Origin of the sequence: Psychrobacillus sp. FSL K6-4046, assembly GCF_038624605.1 — a bacterium.
GTDB lineage: Bacteria > Bacillota > Bacilli > Bacillales_A > Planococcaceae > Psychrobacillus.
Genome location: NZ_CP152020.1, coordinates 874,731 through 892,427 on the forward strand (window position 1 = coordinate 874,731; position 17,697 = coordinate 892,427).

Here is a 17,697-nt window from a genome sequence, read left to right on the forward strand (position 1 = left end):
ACCATTTTTTATTCGCTGTTATAACATGTATGAATTTTTCCCAGTGAAAGAATAGGAAGTAAAAGGGATACAGCGTCAATAAAGGGGGTTTATTCTAATATTACCCATTAGACATTATTTTATTCAAAAAATTCATGGAAACTGCTTGTTAAAGTTTATAAATTAAAGGAAAGTTTCATATAGGATAACTCAAAAGGTATAACGAATATATTTACTTTCTTCGAAGCAAACAGCCTTCCTTTAGCCCCACCACATTAAACAAACAAATACTGACCACAAGGATACGATGAGGCCAATCATGGCAACACCTAAAATGTATACATCATTAAACTGTTTATCTATTTTTTTAACCTTAACTAACAAATTGGATCTACGTCAATATCCTGGACATAAAAAAGTTAAGTCTCTGTCAGAACGGCATCCAATCATGGAGCGTCCTGTACCCAGCGAAACCAGTCAAGTGAAAGACCGTACTTGACAGCTTTCGCTGGGTACAGGAAATACAAGCCATGGATGTCGTCCTGAAAAAATGTGTAGGTAGGGGTAAATCTGGAAAACTAGATGCCTTTGCTCTCAAACCGCTTCTTTTCGGCATAAGTCCTCTAATTGTTGAGGTGTTAGATAGTTAATAGCTCCATGAATTCGTTTTCGGTTGTACCACGACTCGATATAATGGAATAGGGTCAATCGGGCTGTTTCAAAATTGATATAACTAGATTGATATACCTCTTCTTTTTTCAAAATCGCATGAAAAGACTCGATACATGCATTGTCATATGGGCATCCTTTACGACTGAAAGATTGTTTGAATTTTGCTTCTTTCACTGCTTTTTCAAAGTCTTCACTAGTATACTGGCTGCCTAAATCGGTATGTAAGATTAGTCCTTCTTCTGGTTGTTGAACATCGATTGCGTTCGCTAAAGCTTGTAAAACAAGTTCTGTTGTCATCGATTTGGAAAAGGAATAGCCAACAATTTTTTTCGTGTGTAAATCTAGGACGGAAGCTAAATAACACCAGCCGTCTCTTAATGTATGAATATACGTAATATCTGCAACCCATTTTTCATTAATGGTCGTCGTTTCAAAATTTTGTTCTAACAGGTTTTCACGTTCCACCACTTGTCCAGTGGAGGAAGTTGGTCGGTACTTCTTCACGATCGTTGATCGAATTCCAGCCTTTTTCATGATTCGCTGCACTCGATTTAAGCTGAAATCGACCTTTTCTTGGGTTAACAGATAATGAATTTTTGGTGCACCATAGCGACCTTTACTCTCCGCATGTATAGTTTGTATGCGTGCTAAAACCGCTTCGTTTTCCATGGCATACGAAGATTTTACTTTATGGAACGACTGGTAATACGTACTTCTTGGCACTTTTAGCACATCACACATCAATTGGATAGGAAAGTGTTCTTTCTCCTTTTCGATATGGTCAATAATCTCTTGGTCTGTTACTTTCTTGCGAATATGGTCATAGCCTTTTTTAGGATGTCTACCTCCTGTTGAAGCCGAAGGTTTTCCTTTTGGATTTCTGCGATTTGTGACGGTGTTAAACCCCCACTGTTTTCGATTGGGGAATGTGTTTTAATCCATTTATAAATAGTTACTTCAGAAATACCATATTCGCTACTGAGATTACTCACAGGTGTACCAGATCTGTGGAGTTCGACAATTGTTTGTTTAAATTCTTGGTTATACCGTTTTTGTTTCATTCCGGACACGTCCTCTCTATTTATAGGATAGAGACTTAACTAACTTGTGTCCATACATCCATACTAGCATCAAATATACTAATAAAGGTGTAGCTAAGTATAGGATGATACTAATCACCGTTATGATGGTCAAGTAATATACCGGTGGGACGTTATTAGCCATATTTTCATCTACATAATAGGCTAAAGCTTGTCCGAATAAGCCTAATAGGGTTGCAATTATTATTAATACCCACAAAAGAAAGTGCCATTTTTTCAAAACTCATGCCTCCTTAGTTAATTTAGAGAATAATATATTTAGTGTAATATTACACTAAATATAACTAATTTTCTAAAACTTTTAATCTTAATTTTGAAGGGAATCTTAATTATTTATAGAAGGTATGTATGGTGCTTTTAATGGAAATGATTCTGCGACCGAAGGAGGGATTTTTTATGACAAAAGAGAGAATTTTACCGAAGCCAGATAGATATGCTGTTTGTTCCCCTGATGGTATACCTATTAAGGAATTTTATAAGGGAATATTTGAAGAAGTTTTTCTCTTTTTTCATCCTTTTATTAAACCAAAAACAATTAAATATGAACTCTTTGAGCCAGATACATATCCAAGTATAACCGACATTATGAAACATTGTGAGATCCTTACTTGGAGCCAGTTTTTAAAGCTTTCTAGTATTGATAACTATCAACAATTAGATATTGGATTAAGAACTTCTATTTCAGGGCTAAACCAAACCTATAAAAATGAAAAAATAGCTAAGGCTATTCTAGATGTATGTGAGCAAGAAGAAATTATTGCTCCAGCAGAGGGATGTTTCCCAGAAACGTTAATATCAGGTGTATTGGAGAGTATAAAAAAACAGGGACATGATTGGATTTGGTATGGAGATGAATTTGGTACAGAACGAAAATTAGAGTATGTTGACGATTTAGTTACCAATTGCGACACTTTTCCTATCCATCCTATAAACCTCTTTACTCATGATCATAGTATATTGTTAACCACCCATTGGGATAGTCATTTTTCAATGCTATGTTCAGATAAAAATACAATAAATGAAATAGTTACATCCTGTAATCTAGAAGGTTTTTATTGCGATGAAAGTACCAGAATCTATTGGAGTATAAATTGATTTTATAATGTTTTTAAAGGGGAGATGTGTTATGTCTTTTGAGGAGTTAACAAAAGAAAAAGGATACCATATTTCATTTGAAAGTATTTCAGAACCTCGAATAGATGGAATTCAGCTTAGAATAATAGTAAATAAAAGTGCCAATCCAACTGATTTACTTATTTATCCCCACCCAGATAGTAATGTTACAAGGTTACAGATTGATTTTAAAAACTATATATCCTATTACGTTATTTATGATGATTATACTAAATGGAATGATGAAGAAGAGTACGAGGGGGAATCCTTTGGAATTTATAAAAAATCTAATTTCTTTCGTTTCTTACAAGAGGACACATCTTTAGGTTCGTATTTTCCAAATGGAACAATTACTCATTATTCGTTATCTTGTATCGAACATAGAGTAGACATCGTTTCAAAATATGAGCCAGTAATTACTGCACTAAAATGAAGTTTTTACTCCGATTTATATGGCAACAGTTAATCTTACTTTTCTATGACAAAAAAAACATCGATTTAATCGATGTTTTTAGTTTGAGCTCTTTTATTTTCAGGACTCTTTAGCCAATGGCGGATACCTTTTCCAGCATATGGCTCATCTACATAACGAGGGATGATATGTAAATGAGCGTGCATAATATGTTGACCACCAATTGAGTTGCAATTCCAACCAATGTTGTAGCCATCAGGATTGTATAGCTTGTCTATATAGTCTTTTGCTTCTTTAAGTAGATATTTCGTTGCAGTCCATTCCTGTTCGGTTAATTCAAAAACTGTTTCTCGATGTGCCCGTGGAATTATAAGTCCAGAGCCTATAAGGATTTCCTGTGGTACTTGAATAAACATACAATTTTCATTTTCAAGAACAACCTTTTGATTATCAATTAAGTCGAGGTGACAAAAAGGACAATCGTTCATCGCTTATCCTCAGCGATAATTACTTCTCCAGTAATCGGATGCTTGAATTGAACTTTAAAGGCATGTAATTCATATGTTTTAGTAGGTGATCTTTTTGCTCCATACAAATCATCTCCAACAATTGGGTGACCTAAATGTGCTAAATGTACTCGAATTTGATGCGTACGACCCGTTTCTAAAATAGCATGCACCTTTGTAAATTGGTCATGTCGGCCGACTACCTCATAATGGGTAATTGCCAGCTGTCCAGAAGGAGATACACGTCTTCTAGTAGGATGGTGTCGGTCGCTTCCAATAGCTGCACGAACGGTACCATGATTACTCTTCATTTGACCTTCTACAATCGCTTCATACGTACGGACAATTTCTTTTTGTTCAATCATTCGGTCTAGCATGCCTTTTACGATTGGATTCTTCGCTACTACTACTAGCCCTTTTGTGCCTTCGTCGATGCGATGGATATGCTCGCCGTAGGAATGTCCCTTGCTCTGCAAGTAATGGGTAACTGTATTCATCAATGTATGGTTTTGACCTTGCTCGTTAGGGTGAGTCGCTACTCCGCGTGGCTTAGAGGCGATGAGTAAATACTCGTCCTCATAGGCAATATATAAAGGGATTCGGTCAGATGGTAAATAGCTGGAGGATTCTCCTTCCCATTTGAAAGTCAAAACGTTGCCCTTCTGCTGTGGTAATTTCCATTGTAATAGTTCCCCGTCTTGATCGGTCACAGCTTTTTGCATTCGGAGCTCATGTATAAGTTTCTTGCCGAGCTTCGATTTAGTTTGGAGCAGCTGGTCGATTGTCAGATCATCCTCTTGAATCGTATAAGTAAGTATATGTTGCATAATCTCTCTCCTTTAAAAAAAGTCATGTCAATGAGACATGACCTTTTTCTTTATTTTAATACAACTTGATCAAAAAATGCTTGAATATTTTCATTTGGCTGAGCATTAGGCATGCGAGCCACTTCTTTACCATTTTCAAAATGAATTAAGGTAGGTGTACCTTCGATTTGGAAATCATCCCATCCTTGTTCATACTCTAAAACATTATATTTTAAAATCTCTACATTGTTTTCCTCGGCAAGTGGCGTCAATCTTGGCGTCATTTCCTTACAATGTGAGCATTCAGGACTGAAGAAATAAACTGTAAAGGTTTCCCCTTTTTTAATTTTATTATCTAGATCCTTTGGTAAAATAATATTTTGGTAATTTGGATCATCAAGTAAGTCAATAGTGGATTGCTTTAGATTATCGGTATCATAAGGATTATTCTCTAAAGCATTTTTATTTTTTTGACTGTTTAATACAAAAATTAATACAAAAACTAATATTATTACTCCGCCGATTATGGCAACTTTCTTCATGTTACTTGTCCTCCTTGAGACTCTTCAAAATAACTAAGCTACTAATTGCGATTAAAAGAAACGCTATTAAAGCTAAGAATGGGATAGTGATAAATCCGAATACATTTATATATTCACCAGTACAAGGAACTCTACCGCAAGCAGGGGCTACGTCCTGTAAAAAAGCCAGCTTTTGTAGACTATAATGATAAATAGAGAAGCATAGTCCTATTGTAGAAAATATAAGAGTAGTAACAGCTATCTTTGCATTTTTTTGTGCTATAGCTATCCCAAGTATGATCACAAGAGGATACATGAGAATGCGCTGATACCAGCATAACTCGCATGGCTCGTATTGCCGTATCTCAGAGAAATACAAGGAACCCAGAGTCGCTACAAATGCAACGGACCACATGAATAACATAATATTTTCGATTTTCTTAGTCATAGTTATGCTCCTTTAAAATGCTTTGAACTCAAATAGAATTATAAGCGTTAAAAGAGGGCATGTAAAATATTTTATATGTGAACAAAAGAGTTATATAATGAAAGTTAGTACTAAAAAGAGGAGCGGTATAATGTCAGAAGAATTTGATTTATCACAGTTTGAAAAAAGTATGATTATTAGAGAAATGACTTTCTCAGATATAGATTCGATTTTAGAAATTTCACGTTTATGTTTCCCAGGTATGGACCCTTGGAAGGTTGAACAATTAAAAAGTCACTTGACCATATTTCCAGAGGGACAATTGGTTGCCGAATTAGACGGCAAGGTAATTGGCTCCTGTTCAAGTCTTATTATTAACTTTGATGAGTACGATGATCGCCATTCTTGGTCTGACGTGACTGATAAAGGGTATATCACCAATCATAATCCAGATGGATATAATCTATATGGGATTGAAGTGATGGTACATCCTAAGTATCGCCGAATGAAAGTTGGACAAAGACTTTACGAAGGTAGAAAGGACATTGCACGCCAATTCAATTTAAAATCAATCATTATTGGTGGACGTGTACCTAATTATCACAAGCATGCCGATGAAATGTCACCACGTGAATACGTAACTGCCGTATCTCGACATAAAATCTATGATCCAGTTCTAACATTCCAGCTTATGAATGGCTTTACGCTAATGCGTATTAATCCAAATTATTTACCAGATGACGTTGCCTCTGCAAAATATGCAACATTAATGGAATGGAATAACGTCGATTATATTCCATTGTCTAAGCGACACTTTAAAACAAGCTACCCGGTACGAATTTGTGCAGTTCAATATATGATGCGAAAGATTAATTCTTTTGAGGAATTCGCTAACCAATGTGAGTACTTTGTAGACGTTGCTTCAGACGCGCAATCAGACTTTGTGGTATTCCCAGAAATTTTTACAACACAGCTTATGTCATTTTTAGATGAACAATCTCCAAGCCAGGCTGTACGTAAGCTAACAGAGTACACTCCTCAATATATGGAGCTATTCTCTGATCTTGCTGTACGATATAACATTAACATTATTGCGGGTTCCCATTTCGTAGAGGAAGAAAATGAGGAAATATATAATATTGCTTACTTGTTCCATCGTGATGGATCTATTGATAAGCAATATAAAATTCATATAACTCCTAACGAAAGAAAATGGTGGGGGATCAGTGCAGGAGACTCTGTTAAAGTTTTTGATACAGACTGTGGTAAGATTGCCATCCAAATATGCTATGACATCGAATTTCCAGAGCTTGCAAGAATTGCAACAGATATGGGAGCAAATATTATTTTCACTCCATTTTGTACAGAAGATCGCCAAGGCTATTTAAGAGTTCGATATTGTGCTCAGGCTCGTGCTGTCGAAAATCAAATCTATACGGTAATCTCTGGGACTGTAGGGAATTTACCTCAAACTGAGAATATGGATATCCAATATGCTCAATCAGCAATCTTTGCCCCTTCTGATTTTGAATTTGCTCGTGACGGAATCGTTGGAGAAACAGAGCCTAACGTGGAAATGGTATTAATCGGAGATGTGGATTTAGAAATTTTAAGAAGACAGCGTCAAGATGGTACAGTTAAACATTTAAAAGACCGTCGACATGATGTATACAGTATAGATTATAAAAAATGATGGATGGAGTAGAGATATATGTCCTATAAAAAACTCTTCGAACAATGGAATAGCGTAAATGATATGGAAGCTGTATGGAAAGACGACCTTAAGCTTTTAGCCGCCGATGAAAAAAGACAAGAGGATGCCTTTTACAGAGATTTGGAATTTGGAACTGGTGGTATGCGAGGAGAAATAGGAGCTGGCACGAACCGTATAAACAATTATACGGTTCGCAAAGCAACGACGGGTCTAGCAGAATATATCAAGGCTGCTGGTAAGGACGCGATGAATCGTGGTGTAGTTATTGCTTATGATAGTCGAAGATTTTCTCCAGAGTTTGCACAGGAGGCAGCGAACACGCTAGCTGCTGCTGGTATTAAGGCTTATATTTATCGTGAGCCTAGAACAACTCCACAGCTTTCTTTTTCAGTGAGAAGGCTTAATGCATATATGGGGATTGTTATTACAGCTAGTCATAACCCACCTGAATACAATGGTTATAAAGTATACGGGCAAGACGGCGCCCAGTTAAATTTACAGGATGCAGATACTGTTATTGAATATGTTAAAAAAGCGGGAGACGCACTATCTATTAAAAATAATGAAATGGATGAGGATCTAATCGTTTATTTAGATGAGAGCATGGATTCCTCATACATAGATGCGTTAAAAACAGTTCAAGAAAATCCCGAACTAGCATTAAAAACAGATCTAAAAGTAGTTTTTACCCCATTACACGGAGCTTCAGGTAAAACTACAAAGCGTATTTTGACCGAAGCAGGCTATCAGCATATCTTTTACGTGGACGAGCAAATGGAGCCAAATGGAGAGTTTCCAACGGTTGTGTCTCCTAATCCAGAAGAGGAAAGTGCCTTTGAATATGCTATCCGATATGGAGAGCAGCATGAAGCTGATATTTTAATAGCAGTAGATCCAGATGGTGACCGAGTAGGAGCGGCGGTTAAGACAAACAGTGGCTATAAACTCCTGACTGGCAATCAAACCGGGGCTATTTTAATAGAGTACTTATTAATGATGCGTAAGGAAAAAGGGACGATGCCAGCAAAAGGTCGAGTGTTTAAAACAATTGTCACGTCCGATTTAGGCAGAGTAATAGCAGAATACCACGGCGCAAGTACGGAGGACGTGCTAACAGGTTTTAAATTTATCGGTGAGAAAATTAAACACTACGAGGAAACAAATGAATATGAGTTTCTTTTTGGTTATGAGGAAAGCTATGGCTATTTAGTAAAGGACTTTGCAAGAGATAAGGATGCAATTCAAAGTGTCTTGGCATTAGTCGAAGCAGCTGCCTACTATAAACAGAAGGGGCTGACATTAGTAGATGTCTTGAACAGTCTATATGAAAGACATGGCTATTATCTAGAAGGCTTAGTGTCCGTTACGAAAAAAGGCGTTAGTGGAGCAAAGGCGATTGCTAACCTGCTGGAGCAAATCAGAGTGAATCCTATAACAGAAGTTGCAGGTATCGAAGTGCTTTCACAGGAAGATTATTTATCATCTGTACGAACATTTACGGATGGCAGAGAGCAAGAGAAGATATTGTTGCCTTCTTCCAATGTATTAAAATACTTCTTGGCAGATGGTTCTTGGGTATGTGTACGACCTAGTGGAACAGAGCCAAAAATCAAATATTATTTTGGAGTAACAAGTGATTCAGCAGAAGAAAGCCAGAAAAAGCTGGAAGCGATCAAAGAATCCTTTACGGGCAATTTAAATCAATATTTAGAATAGAGAAGAGGCGCTGAAATTTTTTCAGCGTCTTTCATAATATAAAGAAGGATTTAAAAAGAGCATGGTCTATGGATTATTTTAGTTGTATTTAAGGTAATATTATAATCAGTAATTTAAAGTAATAATTGTATATTATTGGTATAATATAAGTGCAAAGACGGTTTAGCTGAAATTTTGTTTTGGCTTATTATGTATAATGTCAAATTTGGCTATAGGAGTGTTGTTTAAATGTTAACTTCTTTGTTCGTTTTGGTGCTAGTTTTTGGGATACTAACTTTCATTCTTACTTTTAAACGATCTTGGACATTTAACTTAATAATATGGGGCATTTATTTAGCTGTTATATTTGCACCAATATTCACTGTTGTGTATGCATTTATGTATGAGAACATATTCGAAAGCGGATTGGCAGGAAGAGCATTCGTCCTGTTCGAAATAATTGCGCTTCTAATGGTCGTAGTTGGTTGTATTGGAATTATTAAAAAGAAAAAGATGAAATCTGATGTTCAATTATAAATCAGCTATTCACTAAAGGTGTAGAATAGGACTTACTATATGAATGTTAAATATGATAAAAGTTTAATCGTATTCAAGGATACTCTTGAGTACTTTTTTTATTAAGGCTATGTTAAAGATCAAGGTTGATTTTAGATACACATAAAAAAATGAGCTAGAATATTTTCTCCCGGCCCATGTTAATTTAATATTATTTTTTACTAAAGTACCCGTCAGTTTAAGTACAATGCGTCACAAAGTACTGAATTATTGGTATGGATTTTCACCAGTTAAGCATATTCAGTGACTTAAAAACTCTTTTCTACATGAAAAAAGGACTTTCTAACATAAAGTGTATAAATTAAGACGATTACTGACCAAATAAAATTACCAATAAACGGTTGTTGATTATTTGAGAATAATAGAATATAGCTTATTAGACCAAATCCAAATGAATATAAAATCATTAACCAAAATCCCCATCTTTTTAAACGCATATAACCATTTATGATGACAAGGGAAACAACTGCCAATATAATCCTAAATGGCTGTTCTGGAAAGTTTGGTAAACCAAACCTATCTGCTATGCCAAATTCCTCTGCATCTGGATTAATAAATACGGCTGTGAAAATCAATACAACTGCACCGAAAATGTAAAAATAACTAATAAAAAATACTCCTAAAGGTCTTTTCATTTTTCACCCTCTTTACACTGTTTAAATTTAATCCTTATCCCTTATCTTATTCACCCGACCTGCCCGTTAGTAAAAAGGCTCTACTCCTAATTGAAGTAAAGCACCCGTTAGTTGAATAAGAACATTATATTTCTACAATTTATTCATTCCTAAAGTCATAAGTATCATCAATATCAATTTCTATACCATTAACAACAATCGTTCCATAATTTATCCATCGAACTTCTTTAACATTTGGAGCCACTAAAAAAATGTTCTTTTTCAAATCCGATTTACTATCTTCAAGCACACCGACATATGTTACATCGTTATGGAATATTAGCCCTCCGTTAAAATAAACCGTTATTCTTTTCTCTCCATCTGGTGAAACATAAATACCTTCTTCATTATCCTCATCCACTTGTATACTACCTAACTTTGGGTTTAATCCCTGATACATAAATACTATGCCAGACAAAATAGTTACTACAAAAAACATAATTAAAAGTTTTATTATCTTACTCATTTTTTAAACCCTCTCCATAAAACAATTCATATTTGAAATCTATACAAATTTTCCATTTTATCCTAAGACGTTGTCATCAATCGAGAAGTTTCGATTTTGCTTCAATACTAATAGGTTTATAAAATTTCTTCTTCACCTAATCTGCGACTTTAGTTTAAGTGTAACATTTCACAATGCAAAACCAACCCTACTCTTTAACATAGCGCTTTATTTATTACAAGTAGGGTTCGAATTTTATACTGTCAGTCAAAAGTATGATGCTTCTGTTATTTATATGTAGACCTTATACATGATAAGATGAATATAACAGGTAGGTTAGATGGAGGAGTTATAATGCAATCGAAGGAACTTTCCAATATAGAGCTATTGAAAGAAATAGCAGAGCTAATCAACGAAGAAACAGATATGGAACAAATGCTACAGGGAGCACTTCGTAAGCTTTTAGAGGGAACTATTTTTGAGACTGGATGGATTTTTTTCATTAATGAAAAAGGGAAGCAGGAGCTAATTGTGCATGAAAACCTTCCCAAGTCACTTGAAAAAAATGATTGCCGACACTTGCAAAAGGGTGGCTGTTGGTGCGTGTCTCGATATAGAAATGGAGAATTACAAAAGGCTTCTAACATAATAGAATGTCAGCGAATAGAAAATGCTCATAAAAAAGATGTAAATGAAGAGGGAATCACACATCATGCTACAGTACCTTTACAATCTGGGCAGGAACGCTTTGGTTTGTTAAATGTAGCTACAGCGAATACTGTCCGTTTTGATGAAGGTGAGTTAGCCTTATTAGAATCTGTTGCATTTCAAATTGGATCAGCGATTAAAAGAATATTATTGACTAAGCAAGAGCAGCAGGTGGCGCTTGTTCAAGAGAGGAATAGACTTGCTCGCGATTTGCATGACTCTGTAAATCAGTTGCTTTTTTCAGTTACCTTGACTGCTCGAGGCGGCGTTGAAATGACAGACCAAGTCGAAGTAAAGGATACCTTTAAAGAGATTCAATATTTAACTCAGGAAGCACTAACCGAGATGAGAGCACTTATTTGGCAACTGCGCCCTAAGGGTCTAGAAACTGGAATTATAGAAGGGTTAAAGGGATACGGAGATATTCTTGGATTATCCCTAAGCATAAAGGTAAAAGGAGTAATCCAACTTCCGGCAAAGGTAGAAGAGACTTTGTTCCGCATAACGCAAGAGGCACTAAACAATATACGCAAACATTCTGGAGTGCTTAAGGCAGAAATTTATATGACAGTCACAACAACCGATGTGCTTTTAGTTGTAAAAGATGAGGGCTGTGGTTTTCACATGAAGGATTTAAAATCACTTCCTTCAATAGGTCTGCAAAGCATGAAGGATCGAGCAAACTCGATTGGTGGTACAGTGGACTGGGTGACAGAAGTCAACAAAGGGACAGAGATATTAGTAAGATTACCTTACTAGGGGGGATTGAAATGATAAGAGTATTAATAGCTGATGATCACCATGTTGTTCGCAGAGGTTTAATGTTTTTTTTGAAAACACAGAAGGATATGGATATCGTCGGAGAAGCAACTAATGGAAAAGAAGCTGTAGAACTGACCGAGGCTTTAAAGCCAGACATTATTTTAATGGATTTAGTTATGCCAGAGATGGATGGAATACAAGCAACCAAAAGGATAAAAGCAGAATATCCTGATATTCAAATTCTGATGCTAACAAGCTTCTCGGATCGAGATCATGTCATCCCAGCTTTAAAGGCGGGAGCAGCAGGGTATCAGCTAAAGGATATTGAGCCGGACGACTTAGCTGACTGTATAAGAAAAATTATGCGTGGAGAAAACACTATTCATCCTGAGGCAACTAGTCAGATGGAAAGAGAAAACGAGCCGAAAGAAGTGCTTCCACATGAGGAATATCCATTAACCCCTAGGGAGCAGGATGTACTGTCAGAGCTTACAAAAGGCAAAAGTAACAGAGAGATAGCCTCGTCTTTATTTGTCACAGAAAAGACCGTAAAAACTCATATTTCGAATATATTTGGTAAGCTACACGTCCAGGATCGAACTCAGGCAGCACTATACGCAGTAAAGCATGGCCTAACAGAGTCGAGTGGGCAATAGATATCCAATAACATTATAAAAATAGAAAGGAGTACTGTCATTTTAGTACTCCTTTTAAAGTAGCAATAAATTGAATTTTAAAAACGATAACCTAATACATTTATTTCAAGGCTGAAAAATGTCTACTTTTATTGTTTTATAGTGGCTTTTCCTGAGAGTCTATTTGACCAATAGTTAATATTTTTTTTCTTTTCTCAATAGCCTCAATTACTCCATCTGAAATTTCCTTGTGTGTTAACCACCTTGAATGGTTACCTTCTATGAAAAATCCCAATTGAACTTGATGATAGGAACAATTTTTAGGCAGTATAGCTTCTCGTTTAACTTTTTTTAAATCCGAGCTACTCCCTAAAATATGAATTAAATCCCACCTACTTTTACTAATGGAAACCTCCGCTGCAATTATTTTAAGTGCCTCTGGAGCAGTCGAGTGTATCCAAGCTACCACAATATCAATCCCACCGTTTTCACTAATTGTTGTATGCACCTTCTTTTGTAATTCAGCATTATTGTTATAGTTAAGAAGAAGTGGAGTTATATGATTATTTAAGTCTGTTTGTTCTATTAAATCTTTCATGCGTTTGGGATTCCTAGCGATAATCGAAACATGATACCCCTGATCTAATAACCAGAGGGAGACTCTGGATAGCATCCCAGTTCCACCGACTACTAAAGCATGTTTCATGATATTTTCTCCTCCTTACTATACAATTGTTCGATAGAAAAACGTTTCTGCCCGATGCAAAAACGTCTCATTTCAGTTGCACTATGAATTAAATAAGGTTCCATGTAGTGCTTCCATATAACGGGTGGCAGATCTTAGTACATTTTGCTTGGCCTCTTCTTTAATGACACGATGAAAGGCATCATATAAACGCGCAAACTTCAATTCTTTTATCCTAGTGGAAATCCTTTCTACAGTCGTTTCTGGAAGGGGGATAAAGTTTGGATAACTGTACATAAAGCTTACCCATGAAAGGTCAGCTACGACACGAATGATATCCCCAGTCATTAAAATCCCGCTTTGGTTATCTCCATTTTTCCATTCTAAAACTGTTCCACCTTTAAAATGGCCACCAATTCTATGAAGGATGATTCCTTCTTTTAATTCAAGTGACTCACCAGACCAAAAAACTATTCGCTCACTTGGTCTCATAACCCATTCTTGGTCATCTTCATGAATGTAAATTGGAGCGTTAAAGGCTTCAGCCCATTCTACTTGGCTAGAGTAGTAATGTGGATGAGATAAAGCTATTGCATCAATTCCACCTAAGTCTTCTATTTTGCTAATCGTTTTTTCATCAATATAAGAAATACAATCCCACAATAAATTAAAATTCTTGTCTTGTATCAAATAGGCTGTTTGACCAATTCCAAAACTGGGACAAGTGTTTATGCTGTATAGTCCTTCTTCTTCGATATTAATAGTATTTTTGTATTGGCCTTCTTTAATCATAGATTCTAATGTGGTCCAATTTTGTCCATTAGAACTAATAAATTGTCTTTCTTCACTGCAAATTATACATTCATTTGGTTTCTCTAAAGAATTTTCATACTGAACTCCGCATGTCTTACAAACATATTTATCCAAAATAATCCCTCTTCTCTTAAAAAATATTATTTATTTTGCTTGTTCTGATATATCTTGTAATTGAATTGTATCACTATAAATAATGCGCTACTCTCATGCTTTTGATTGAAAATTCAACCATTGTCGACAGATTTAAGAGAAGATTGGGAGTATATTGTTTCAGAGAAATTTAACTAATTGCAAAAAAACGACCCTCTAAAAAGGAGGGCACTGAAAAAGTCAATGAAATTACTAAAGCGATTGCGTGAACCTGTTCACGCAATCGCTTTTTCTTTATCTTACATCCTCTTATCATAGTATAATGAGTAAAACTAACTAGAGGTGACGCAACCATGATTTCCAAACAAGAAACACTAAATTTGAGCCCTTATATAAGTTTGTATGATTTAGTTATCCCAAAAGATAATATGCTTCGCCAAATCAACGAGCTCGTCGATTTTTCATTTATCTTAGACGAATTAAAATCAAAATATTGTTTGGATAATGGTAGAAATGCGATTCCACCTATTCGTATGTTCAAATATTTACTGTTGAAAGCCATACATGACCTATCAGATGCCGATCTCGTAGAGCGTTCAAAATTCGATATGTCGTTTAAATATTTTCTAGATATGTCACCAGAAGAAGAAGTCATTGATTCCAGTTCTCTTACAAAATTTCGCCGCCTTCGTCTCCAAGACATGAATCTATTAGATTTACTCATTGGAAAGACGGTTGAAATTGCGTTGGAAAAAGGGCTTATCACCAGTAAAACCGTTATTGTCGATGCAACTCACACAAAAGCTCGTTATAATCAAAAATCACCAAAAGAGTTTTTACAAGAAAAATCAAAAAATGTGCGTAAAACGGTTTACCAACTCGAGGAAGAGATGGTCGGAAAGTTTCCTAAAAAGCCAACTTCAAATGAAGTGACGGAGGAATTGGATTATTGCCGCCGAGTTGTGGAAGTCGTCGAAACACAATCAAAAGTAGCACAAATCCCCGCTGTGAAAGAAAAATTAAATGTCTTAAAAGAAGTCATCGATGATTACGATACACAGTTGGGTCATTCAAAAGATCCTGATGCGCGTGTCGGACATAAATCGGCAGACTCGGCTTTCTTTGGATTCAAAACGCATATCGCGATGAGTGATGAACGAATTATCACAGCCGCGATTGTAACAACTGGTGAAAAAAGTGATGGTCAATATCTTCAAGAATTAGTAGAGAAAAGTAAAGGGACAGGGATGGACATCGAGACGATCATTGGAGACACGGCTTATTCAGGCAAAGATAATTTACAATACGCCAAATCGGAAGAACTTCAATTAATTTCAAAATTAAATCCCGTTATCACAAATGGTAACGGTCAAAGAAAAATTGCATTTGATTTTAATAAAGATGCCGGTATGTTTGTGTGCCCAGTCGGGCACATGGCGATTCGAAAAGCACGGACTGGAAAGAAAAATGAAAATCAAAATCAAAAAATCACCTTTTATTTTGACATCGAAAAATGTAAAGTTTGTCCAATGCGTGAAGGCTGCTATATAGAAGGTGCGAAAAGTAAAACGTATAGCATCTCATTGAAATCAAATGAACATGAAGAACAAGCGGCCTTCCAAGAAACTGAGGCCTTCAAAGAACTAGCCAAAAAACGCTATAAAATTGAGGCGAAAAATAGTGAGATTAAAAATCCGCACGGCTATAAAACGGCAAAATCAGCGGGTTTATTTGGCATGGAAATACAAGGTGCCACAACGATATTCGCTGTCAACCTGAAACGAATCATGAAACTACTAAATGAAAAAGAGTAAGAAATAGACAATGAAATAAGGCACTTTCCGTTCGAATTGAACAGAAAGTGCCTTATTTTTGGTTGAAAAACCAATTAGATTTTAAAACTCGTTAGTTTTTCAGTGCCCTCCTAAAAAGAGAGTCGTTTTCTATATCGATTATATTTAAGTATGATGTATTAATTATTCATCTATGGATTCTTTTAGTTCCTCATCCTCTTGATCTTCCGGAACTTTGACAACTTCTAGATATTGAATGTGATGACCGTCGATTTCTTTGACAGTAAATTCGTAACCTTGTTCTAGGAGCTTTTCACCACTGACCACATCGTAGCTTTTTGTCATAAACCACCCACCAATAGTATCGATATCTTCTTCATCAATATTAATATTTAGTAAGTCATTTAAGCTTTCGATTAACATCTTAGCGTCAATAATATAATGGTTTTCAGCAACCTTTTGAACCTCAGGCAGCTCATCTGTGTCAAACTCGTCGCGAATATCGCCTACGATTTCCTCGATGATATCTTCAATCGTGACAAGACCAGAAGTTCCTCCGTATTCATCCATTAAGATGGCCATGTGAATACGTTCACGTTGAATTTTAAGTAATAAATCAGCGATAGGCATGTTTTCAATTACTCGAATAATTGGCTGCATGTAGTCAGCTACCGGAGTAGTGGCGTTAGCAGGATCTCGTATAAAGGCAGTTAAAAGATTTTTCATATTAACAAGTCCTATAATATGGTCTTTATCTCCATCAGTTACAGGATATCTTGTAAACTGTTCGACACCTACGACTTCAAAAACCTCACTAAGGGTTAAATCCTTATCGATGGAAGTAATTTCAGTTCTAGGAACCATAATTTCTTTTGCGATACGATCATCAAATTCGAAAATTTTGTTTACATACTTATACTCTGCTTGATTGATTTCTCCACCCTTAAAACTGTCCGAAAGAATCATTCGTAATTCTTCCTCGGAATGGGCTACTTCTGATTCTGAAACAGGCTCTAATCCAAACACCTTGGTCGCTAAGAAACGTGCCGATCCATTCATACCATGGATTACCGGATACATAATTTTGTCAAATATGACTAGTGGCTTAGCAACTGCCAATGTAATCTGTTCAGATCGTTGAATAGCAAATGTTTTAGGGGTTAATTCTCCAACTACTACATGTATATATGTTACTAATGAGAACGCAATGATAAATGAAAGTAAAGAAGAAACACTTTCTGGAAGCTCAAAATACTCAAATGCTGGATGTAAGATTCTTTCTATAGTTGGTTCTCCCAACCACCCTAATCCTAAAGCGGTGATTGTAATACCTAACTGACAGGCAGATAGATATTCGTCCAAATTGGAAACAACCTTCTTAGCATTAATAGCTTTTTTGTTTCCTTCAGCTAAAAGCTGATCGATTCTTGTTGTTCTTACTTTTACTATTGCAAATTCACTTGCAACAAAAAATGCAGTGAAAGCGATTAAGACAGCAAAAGCTGTCAACCGTATGGCTATGTCCAAATAATTACTTTGTCCCTAACCCAAATGGGGGGTAGAACAAA

General features: G+C 35.9%; 19 protein-coding genes. 8 read left to right on the plus strand and 11 right to left on the minus strand.

Features of this window, described 5'->3' with window-relative positions:
• Window positions 1-573 precede the first annotated feature (573 nt).
• A protein-coding gene (locus MKY09_RS04150) for an IS3 family transposase (protein WP_169361557.1) occupies window positions 574-1,712 on the minus strand; the annotation gives its coding sequence in 2 pieces (ribosomal slippage) (window positions 574-1,487 and window positions 1,487-1,712; 1,140 coding nt in all).
• 16 nt (window positions 1,713-1,728) lie between these two features.
• Window positions 1,729-1,971 (minus strand): hypothetical protein, encoded by a 243-nt coding sequence (locus tag MKY09_RS04155; RefSeq protein ID WP_342567665.1) that lies wholly within the window; start codon window positions 1,969-1,971, stop codon window positions 1,729-1,731.
• Between the two features lie 176 nt (window positions 1,972-2,147).
• Here MKY09_RS04155 and MKY09_RS04160 point away from each other — a divergent pair, with 176 nt between their 5' ends.
• Together MKY09_RS04160 and MKY09_RS04165 are read left to right on the plus strand one after the other, a co-directional pair.
• On the plus strand, window positions 2,148-2,846 hold the full coding sequence (locus MKY09_RS04160) for a DUF2711 family protein (protein ID WP_169360648.1): 699 nt from the start codon (window positions 2,148-2,150) through the stop codon (window positions 2,844-2,846).
• Window positions 2,847-2,877: 31 nt separating this feature from the next.
• Window positions 2,878-3,297, plus strand: coding sequence for a hypothetical protein (locus tag MKY09_RS04165; protein WP_169360647.1), 420 nt, complete (start codon window positions 2,878-2,880; stop codon window positions 3,295-3,297).
• Between the two features lie 65 nt (window positions 3,298-3,362).
• Here the strand turns inward: MKY09_RS04165 and MKY09_RS04170 are convergent, their stop codons facing one another.
• The 4 genes from MKY09_RS04170 to MKY09_RS04185 are packed head-to-tail and all read right to left on the minus strand — an operon-like array spanning window position 3,363 to window position 5,557.
• A complete protein-coding gene (locus tag MKY09_RS04170) occupies window positions 3,363-3,764 on the minus strand; it encodes an HIT family protein (RefSeq protein ID WP_169360646.1) in 402 nt (133 codons plus the stop codon).
• The gene (locus MKY09_RS04175; protein ID WP_342567666.1) at window positions 3,761-4,609 is read right to left on the minus strand and encodes an RluA family pseudouridine synthase; all 849 of its coding nucleotides are present in this window, start codon (window positions 4,607-4,609) and stop codon (window positions 3,761-3,763) included. Before MKY09_RS04175 ends, MKY09_RS04170 begins: the two co-directional genes overlap by 4 nt.
• Window positions 4,610-4,659: 50 nt before the next feature.
• Complete coding sequence (locus MKY09_RS04180) at window positions 4,660-5,130, minus strand: thioredoxin family protein (protein ID WP_251556696.1); 471 nt, start codon at window positions 5,128-5,130, stop codon at window positions 4,660-4,662.
• A 1-nt stretch (window position 5,131) separates the two neighbouring features.
• The gene (locus MKY09_RS04185) at window positions 5,132-5,557 is read right to left on the minus strand and encodes a disulfide oxidoreductase (protein ID WP_251556695.1); all 426 of its coding nucleotides are present in this window, start codon (window positions 5,555-5,557) and stop codon (window positions 5,132-5,134) included.
• 130 nt (window positions 5,558-5,687) lie between these two features.
• On the opposite strand from MKY09_RS04185, the gene MKY09_RS04190 reads away from it, so the two are divergent.
• The 3 genes from MKY09_RS04190 (at window position 5,688) to MKY09_RS04200 (ending at window position 9,482) form a co-directional block, all read left to right on the plus strand.
• Window positions 5,688-7,229 carry a carbon-nitrogen hydrolase family protein gene (locus tag MKY09_RS04190; RefSeq protein WP_169360642.1) on the plus strand — a complete coding sequence of 514 codons (1,542 nt, stop codon included), beginning with the start codon at window positions 5,688-5,690 and terminating at the stop codon, window positions 7,227-7,229.
• 18 nt (window positions 7,230-7,247) lie between these two features.
• The gene (locus MKY09_RS04195; protein WP_342567667.1) at window positions 7,248-8,966 is read left to right on the plus strand and encodes a phospho-sugar mutase; all 1,719 of its coding nucleotides are present in this window, start codon (window positions 7,248-7,250) and stop codon (window positions 8,964-8,966) included.
• A gap of 228 nt (window positions 8,967-9,194) precedes the next feature.
• Window positions 9,195-9,482, plus strand: a complete 288-nt coding sequence (locus MKY09_RS04200; protein ID WP_342567668.1) for a hypothetical protein — start codon at window positions 9,195-9,197, stop codon at window positions 9,480-9,482.
• 287 nt (window positions 9,483-9,769) lie between these two features.
• Here MKY09_RS04200 and MKY09_RS04205 read toward each other — a convergent pair whose 3' ends face one another.
• Window positions 9,770-10,156 (minus strand): hypothetical protein, encoded by a 387-nt coding sequence (locus tag MKY09_RS04205; protein WP_169360639.1) that lies wholly within the window; start codon window positions 10,154-10,156, stop codon window positions 9,770-9,772.
• Between the two features lie 139 nt (window positions 10,157-10,295).
• Window positions 10,296-10,661, minus strand: a complete 366-nt coding sequence (locus tag MKY09_RS04210; RefSeq protein ID WP_342567669.1) for a DUF5412 family protein — start codon at window positions 10,659-10,661, stop codon at window positions 10,296-10,298.
• Between the two features lie 333 nt (window positions 10,662-10,994).
• On the opposite strand from MKY09_RS04210, the gene MKY09_RS04215 reads away from it, so the two are divergent.
• Together MKY09_RS04215 and MKY09_RS04220 are read left to right on the plus strand one after the other, a co-directional pair.
• Window positions 10,995-12,107, plus strand: a complete 1,113-nt coding sequence (locus MKY09_RS04215; protein ID WP_342567670.1) for a GAF domain-containing sensor histidine kinase — start codon at window positions 10,995-10,997, stop codon at window positions 12,105-12,107.
• 11 nt (window positions 12,108-12,118) lie between these two features.
• On the plus strand, window positions 12,119-12,766 hold the full coding sequence (locus tag MKY09_RS04220) for a response regulator transcription factor (RefSeq protein WP_251556688.1): 648 nt from the start codon (window positions 12,119-12,121) through the stop codon (window positions 12,764-12,766).
• A gap of 136 nt (window positions 12,767-12,902) precedes the next feature.
• Here MKY09_RS04220 and MKY09_RS04225 read toward each other — a convergent pair whose 3' ends face one another.
• Window positions 12,903-13,451: a short-chain dehydrogenase gene (locus MKY09_RS04225; protein WP_342567671.1), complete on the minus strand. Its 549-nt coding sequence runs from the start codon at window positions 13,449-13,451 to the stop codon at window positions 12,903-12,905.
• A gap of 81 nt (window positions 13,452-13,532) precedes the next feature.
• On the minus strand, window positions 13,533-14,360 hold the full coding sequence (locus tag MKY09_RS04230) for a hypothetical protein (RefSeq protein ID WP_342568211.1): 828 nt from the start codon (window positions 14,358-14,360) through the stop codon (window positions 13,533-13,535).
• A 329-nt stretch (window positions 14,361-14,689) separates the two neighbouring features.
• Between MKY09_RS04230 and MKY09_RS04235 the strand changes: the two genes are divergently transcribed.
• The gene (locus MKY09_RS04235) at window positions 14,690-16,150 is read left to right on the plus strand and encodes an IS1182 family transposase (RefSeq protein WP_251557259.1); all 1,461 of its coding nucleotides are present in this window, start codon (window positions 14,690-14,692) and stop codon (window positions 16,148-16,150) included.
• A gap of 162 nt (window positions 16,151-16,312) precedes the next feature.
• Here MKY09_RS04235 and MKY09_RS04240 read toward each other — a convergent pair whose 3' ends face one another.
• Complete coding sequence (locus tag MKY09_RS04240) at window positions 16,313-17,656, minus strand: hemolysin family protein (RefSeq protein ID WP_251556684.1); 1,344 nt, start codon at window positions 17,654-17,656, stop codon at window positions 16,313-16,315.
• Between the last annotated feature and the right edge of the window lie 41 nt (window positions 17,657-17,697).

What these genes read in the sequence shown, in the direction of transcription:
- MKY09_RS04210 (WP_342567669.1), bottom strand. Translation starts at nt 10,661, where the DNA reads ATGAGTAAGATAATAAAACTTTTAATTATGTTTTTTGTAGTAACTATT.
- MKY09_RS04190 (WP_169360642.1), top strand. Translation starts at nt 5,688, where the DNA reads ATGTCAGAAGAATTTGATTTATCACAGTTTGAAAAAAGTATGATTATT.
- MKY09_RS04165 (WP_169360647.1), top strand. Translation starts at nt 2,878, where the DNA reads ATGTCTTTTGAGGAGTTAACAAAAGAAAAAGGATACCATATTTCATTT.
- MKY09_RS04220 (WP_251556688.1), top strand. Translation starts at nt 12,119, where the DNA reads ATGATAAGAGTATTAATAGCTGATGATCACCATGTTGTTCGCAGAGGT.
- MKY09_RS04215 (WP_342567670.1), top strand. Translation starts at nt 10,995, where the DNA reads ATGCAATCGAAGGAACTTTCCAATATAGAGCTATTGAAAGAAATAGCA.
- MKY09_RS04200 (WP_342567668.1), top strand. Translation starts at nt 9,195, where the DNA reads ATGTTAACTTCTTTGTTCGTTTTGGTGCTAGTTTTTGGGATACTAACT.
- MKY09_RS04235 (WP_251557259.1), top strand. Translation starts at nt 14,690, where the DNA reads ATGATTTCCAAACAAGAAACACTAAATTTGAGCCCTTATATAAGTTTG.
- MKY09_RS04170 (WP_169360646.1), bottom strand. Translation starts at nt 3,764, where the DNA reads ATGAACGATTGTCCTTTTTGTCACCTCGACTTAATTGATAATCAAAAG.
- MKY09_RS04225 (WP_342567671.1), bottom strand. Translation starts at nt 13,451, where the DNA reads ATGAAACATGCTTTAGTAGTCGGTGGAACTGGGATGCTATCCAGAGTC.
- MKY09_RS04175 (WP_342567666.1), bottom strand. Translation starts at nt 4,609, where the DNA reads ATGCAACATATACTTACTTATACGATTCAAGAGGATGATCTGACAATC.
- MKY09_RS04205 (WP_169360639.1), bottom strand. Translation starts at nt 10,156, where the DNA reads ATGAAAAGACCTTTAGGAGTATTTTTTATTAGTTATTTTTACATTTTC.
- MKY09_RS04185 (WP_251556695.1), bottom strand. Translation starts at nt 5,557, where the DNA reads ATGACTAAGAAAATCGAAAATATTATGTTATTCATGTGGTCCGTTGCA.
- MKY09_RS04160 (WP_169360648.1), top strand. Translation starts at nt 2,148, where the DNA reads ATGACAAAAGAGAGAATTTTACCGAAGCCAGATAGATATGCTGTTTGT.
- MKY09_RS04180 (WP_251556696.1), bottom strand. Translation starts at nt 5,130, where the DNA reads ATGAAGAAAGTTGCCATAATCGGCGGAGTAATAATATTAGTTTTTGTA.
- MKY09_RS04195 (WP_342567667.1), top strand. Translation starts at nt 7,248, where the DNA reads ATGTCCTATAAAAAACTCTTCGAACAATGGAATAGCGTAAATGATATG.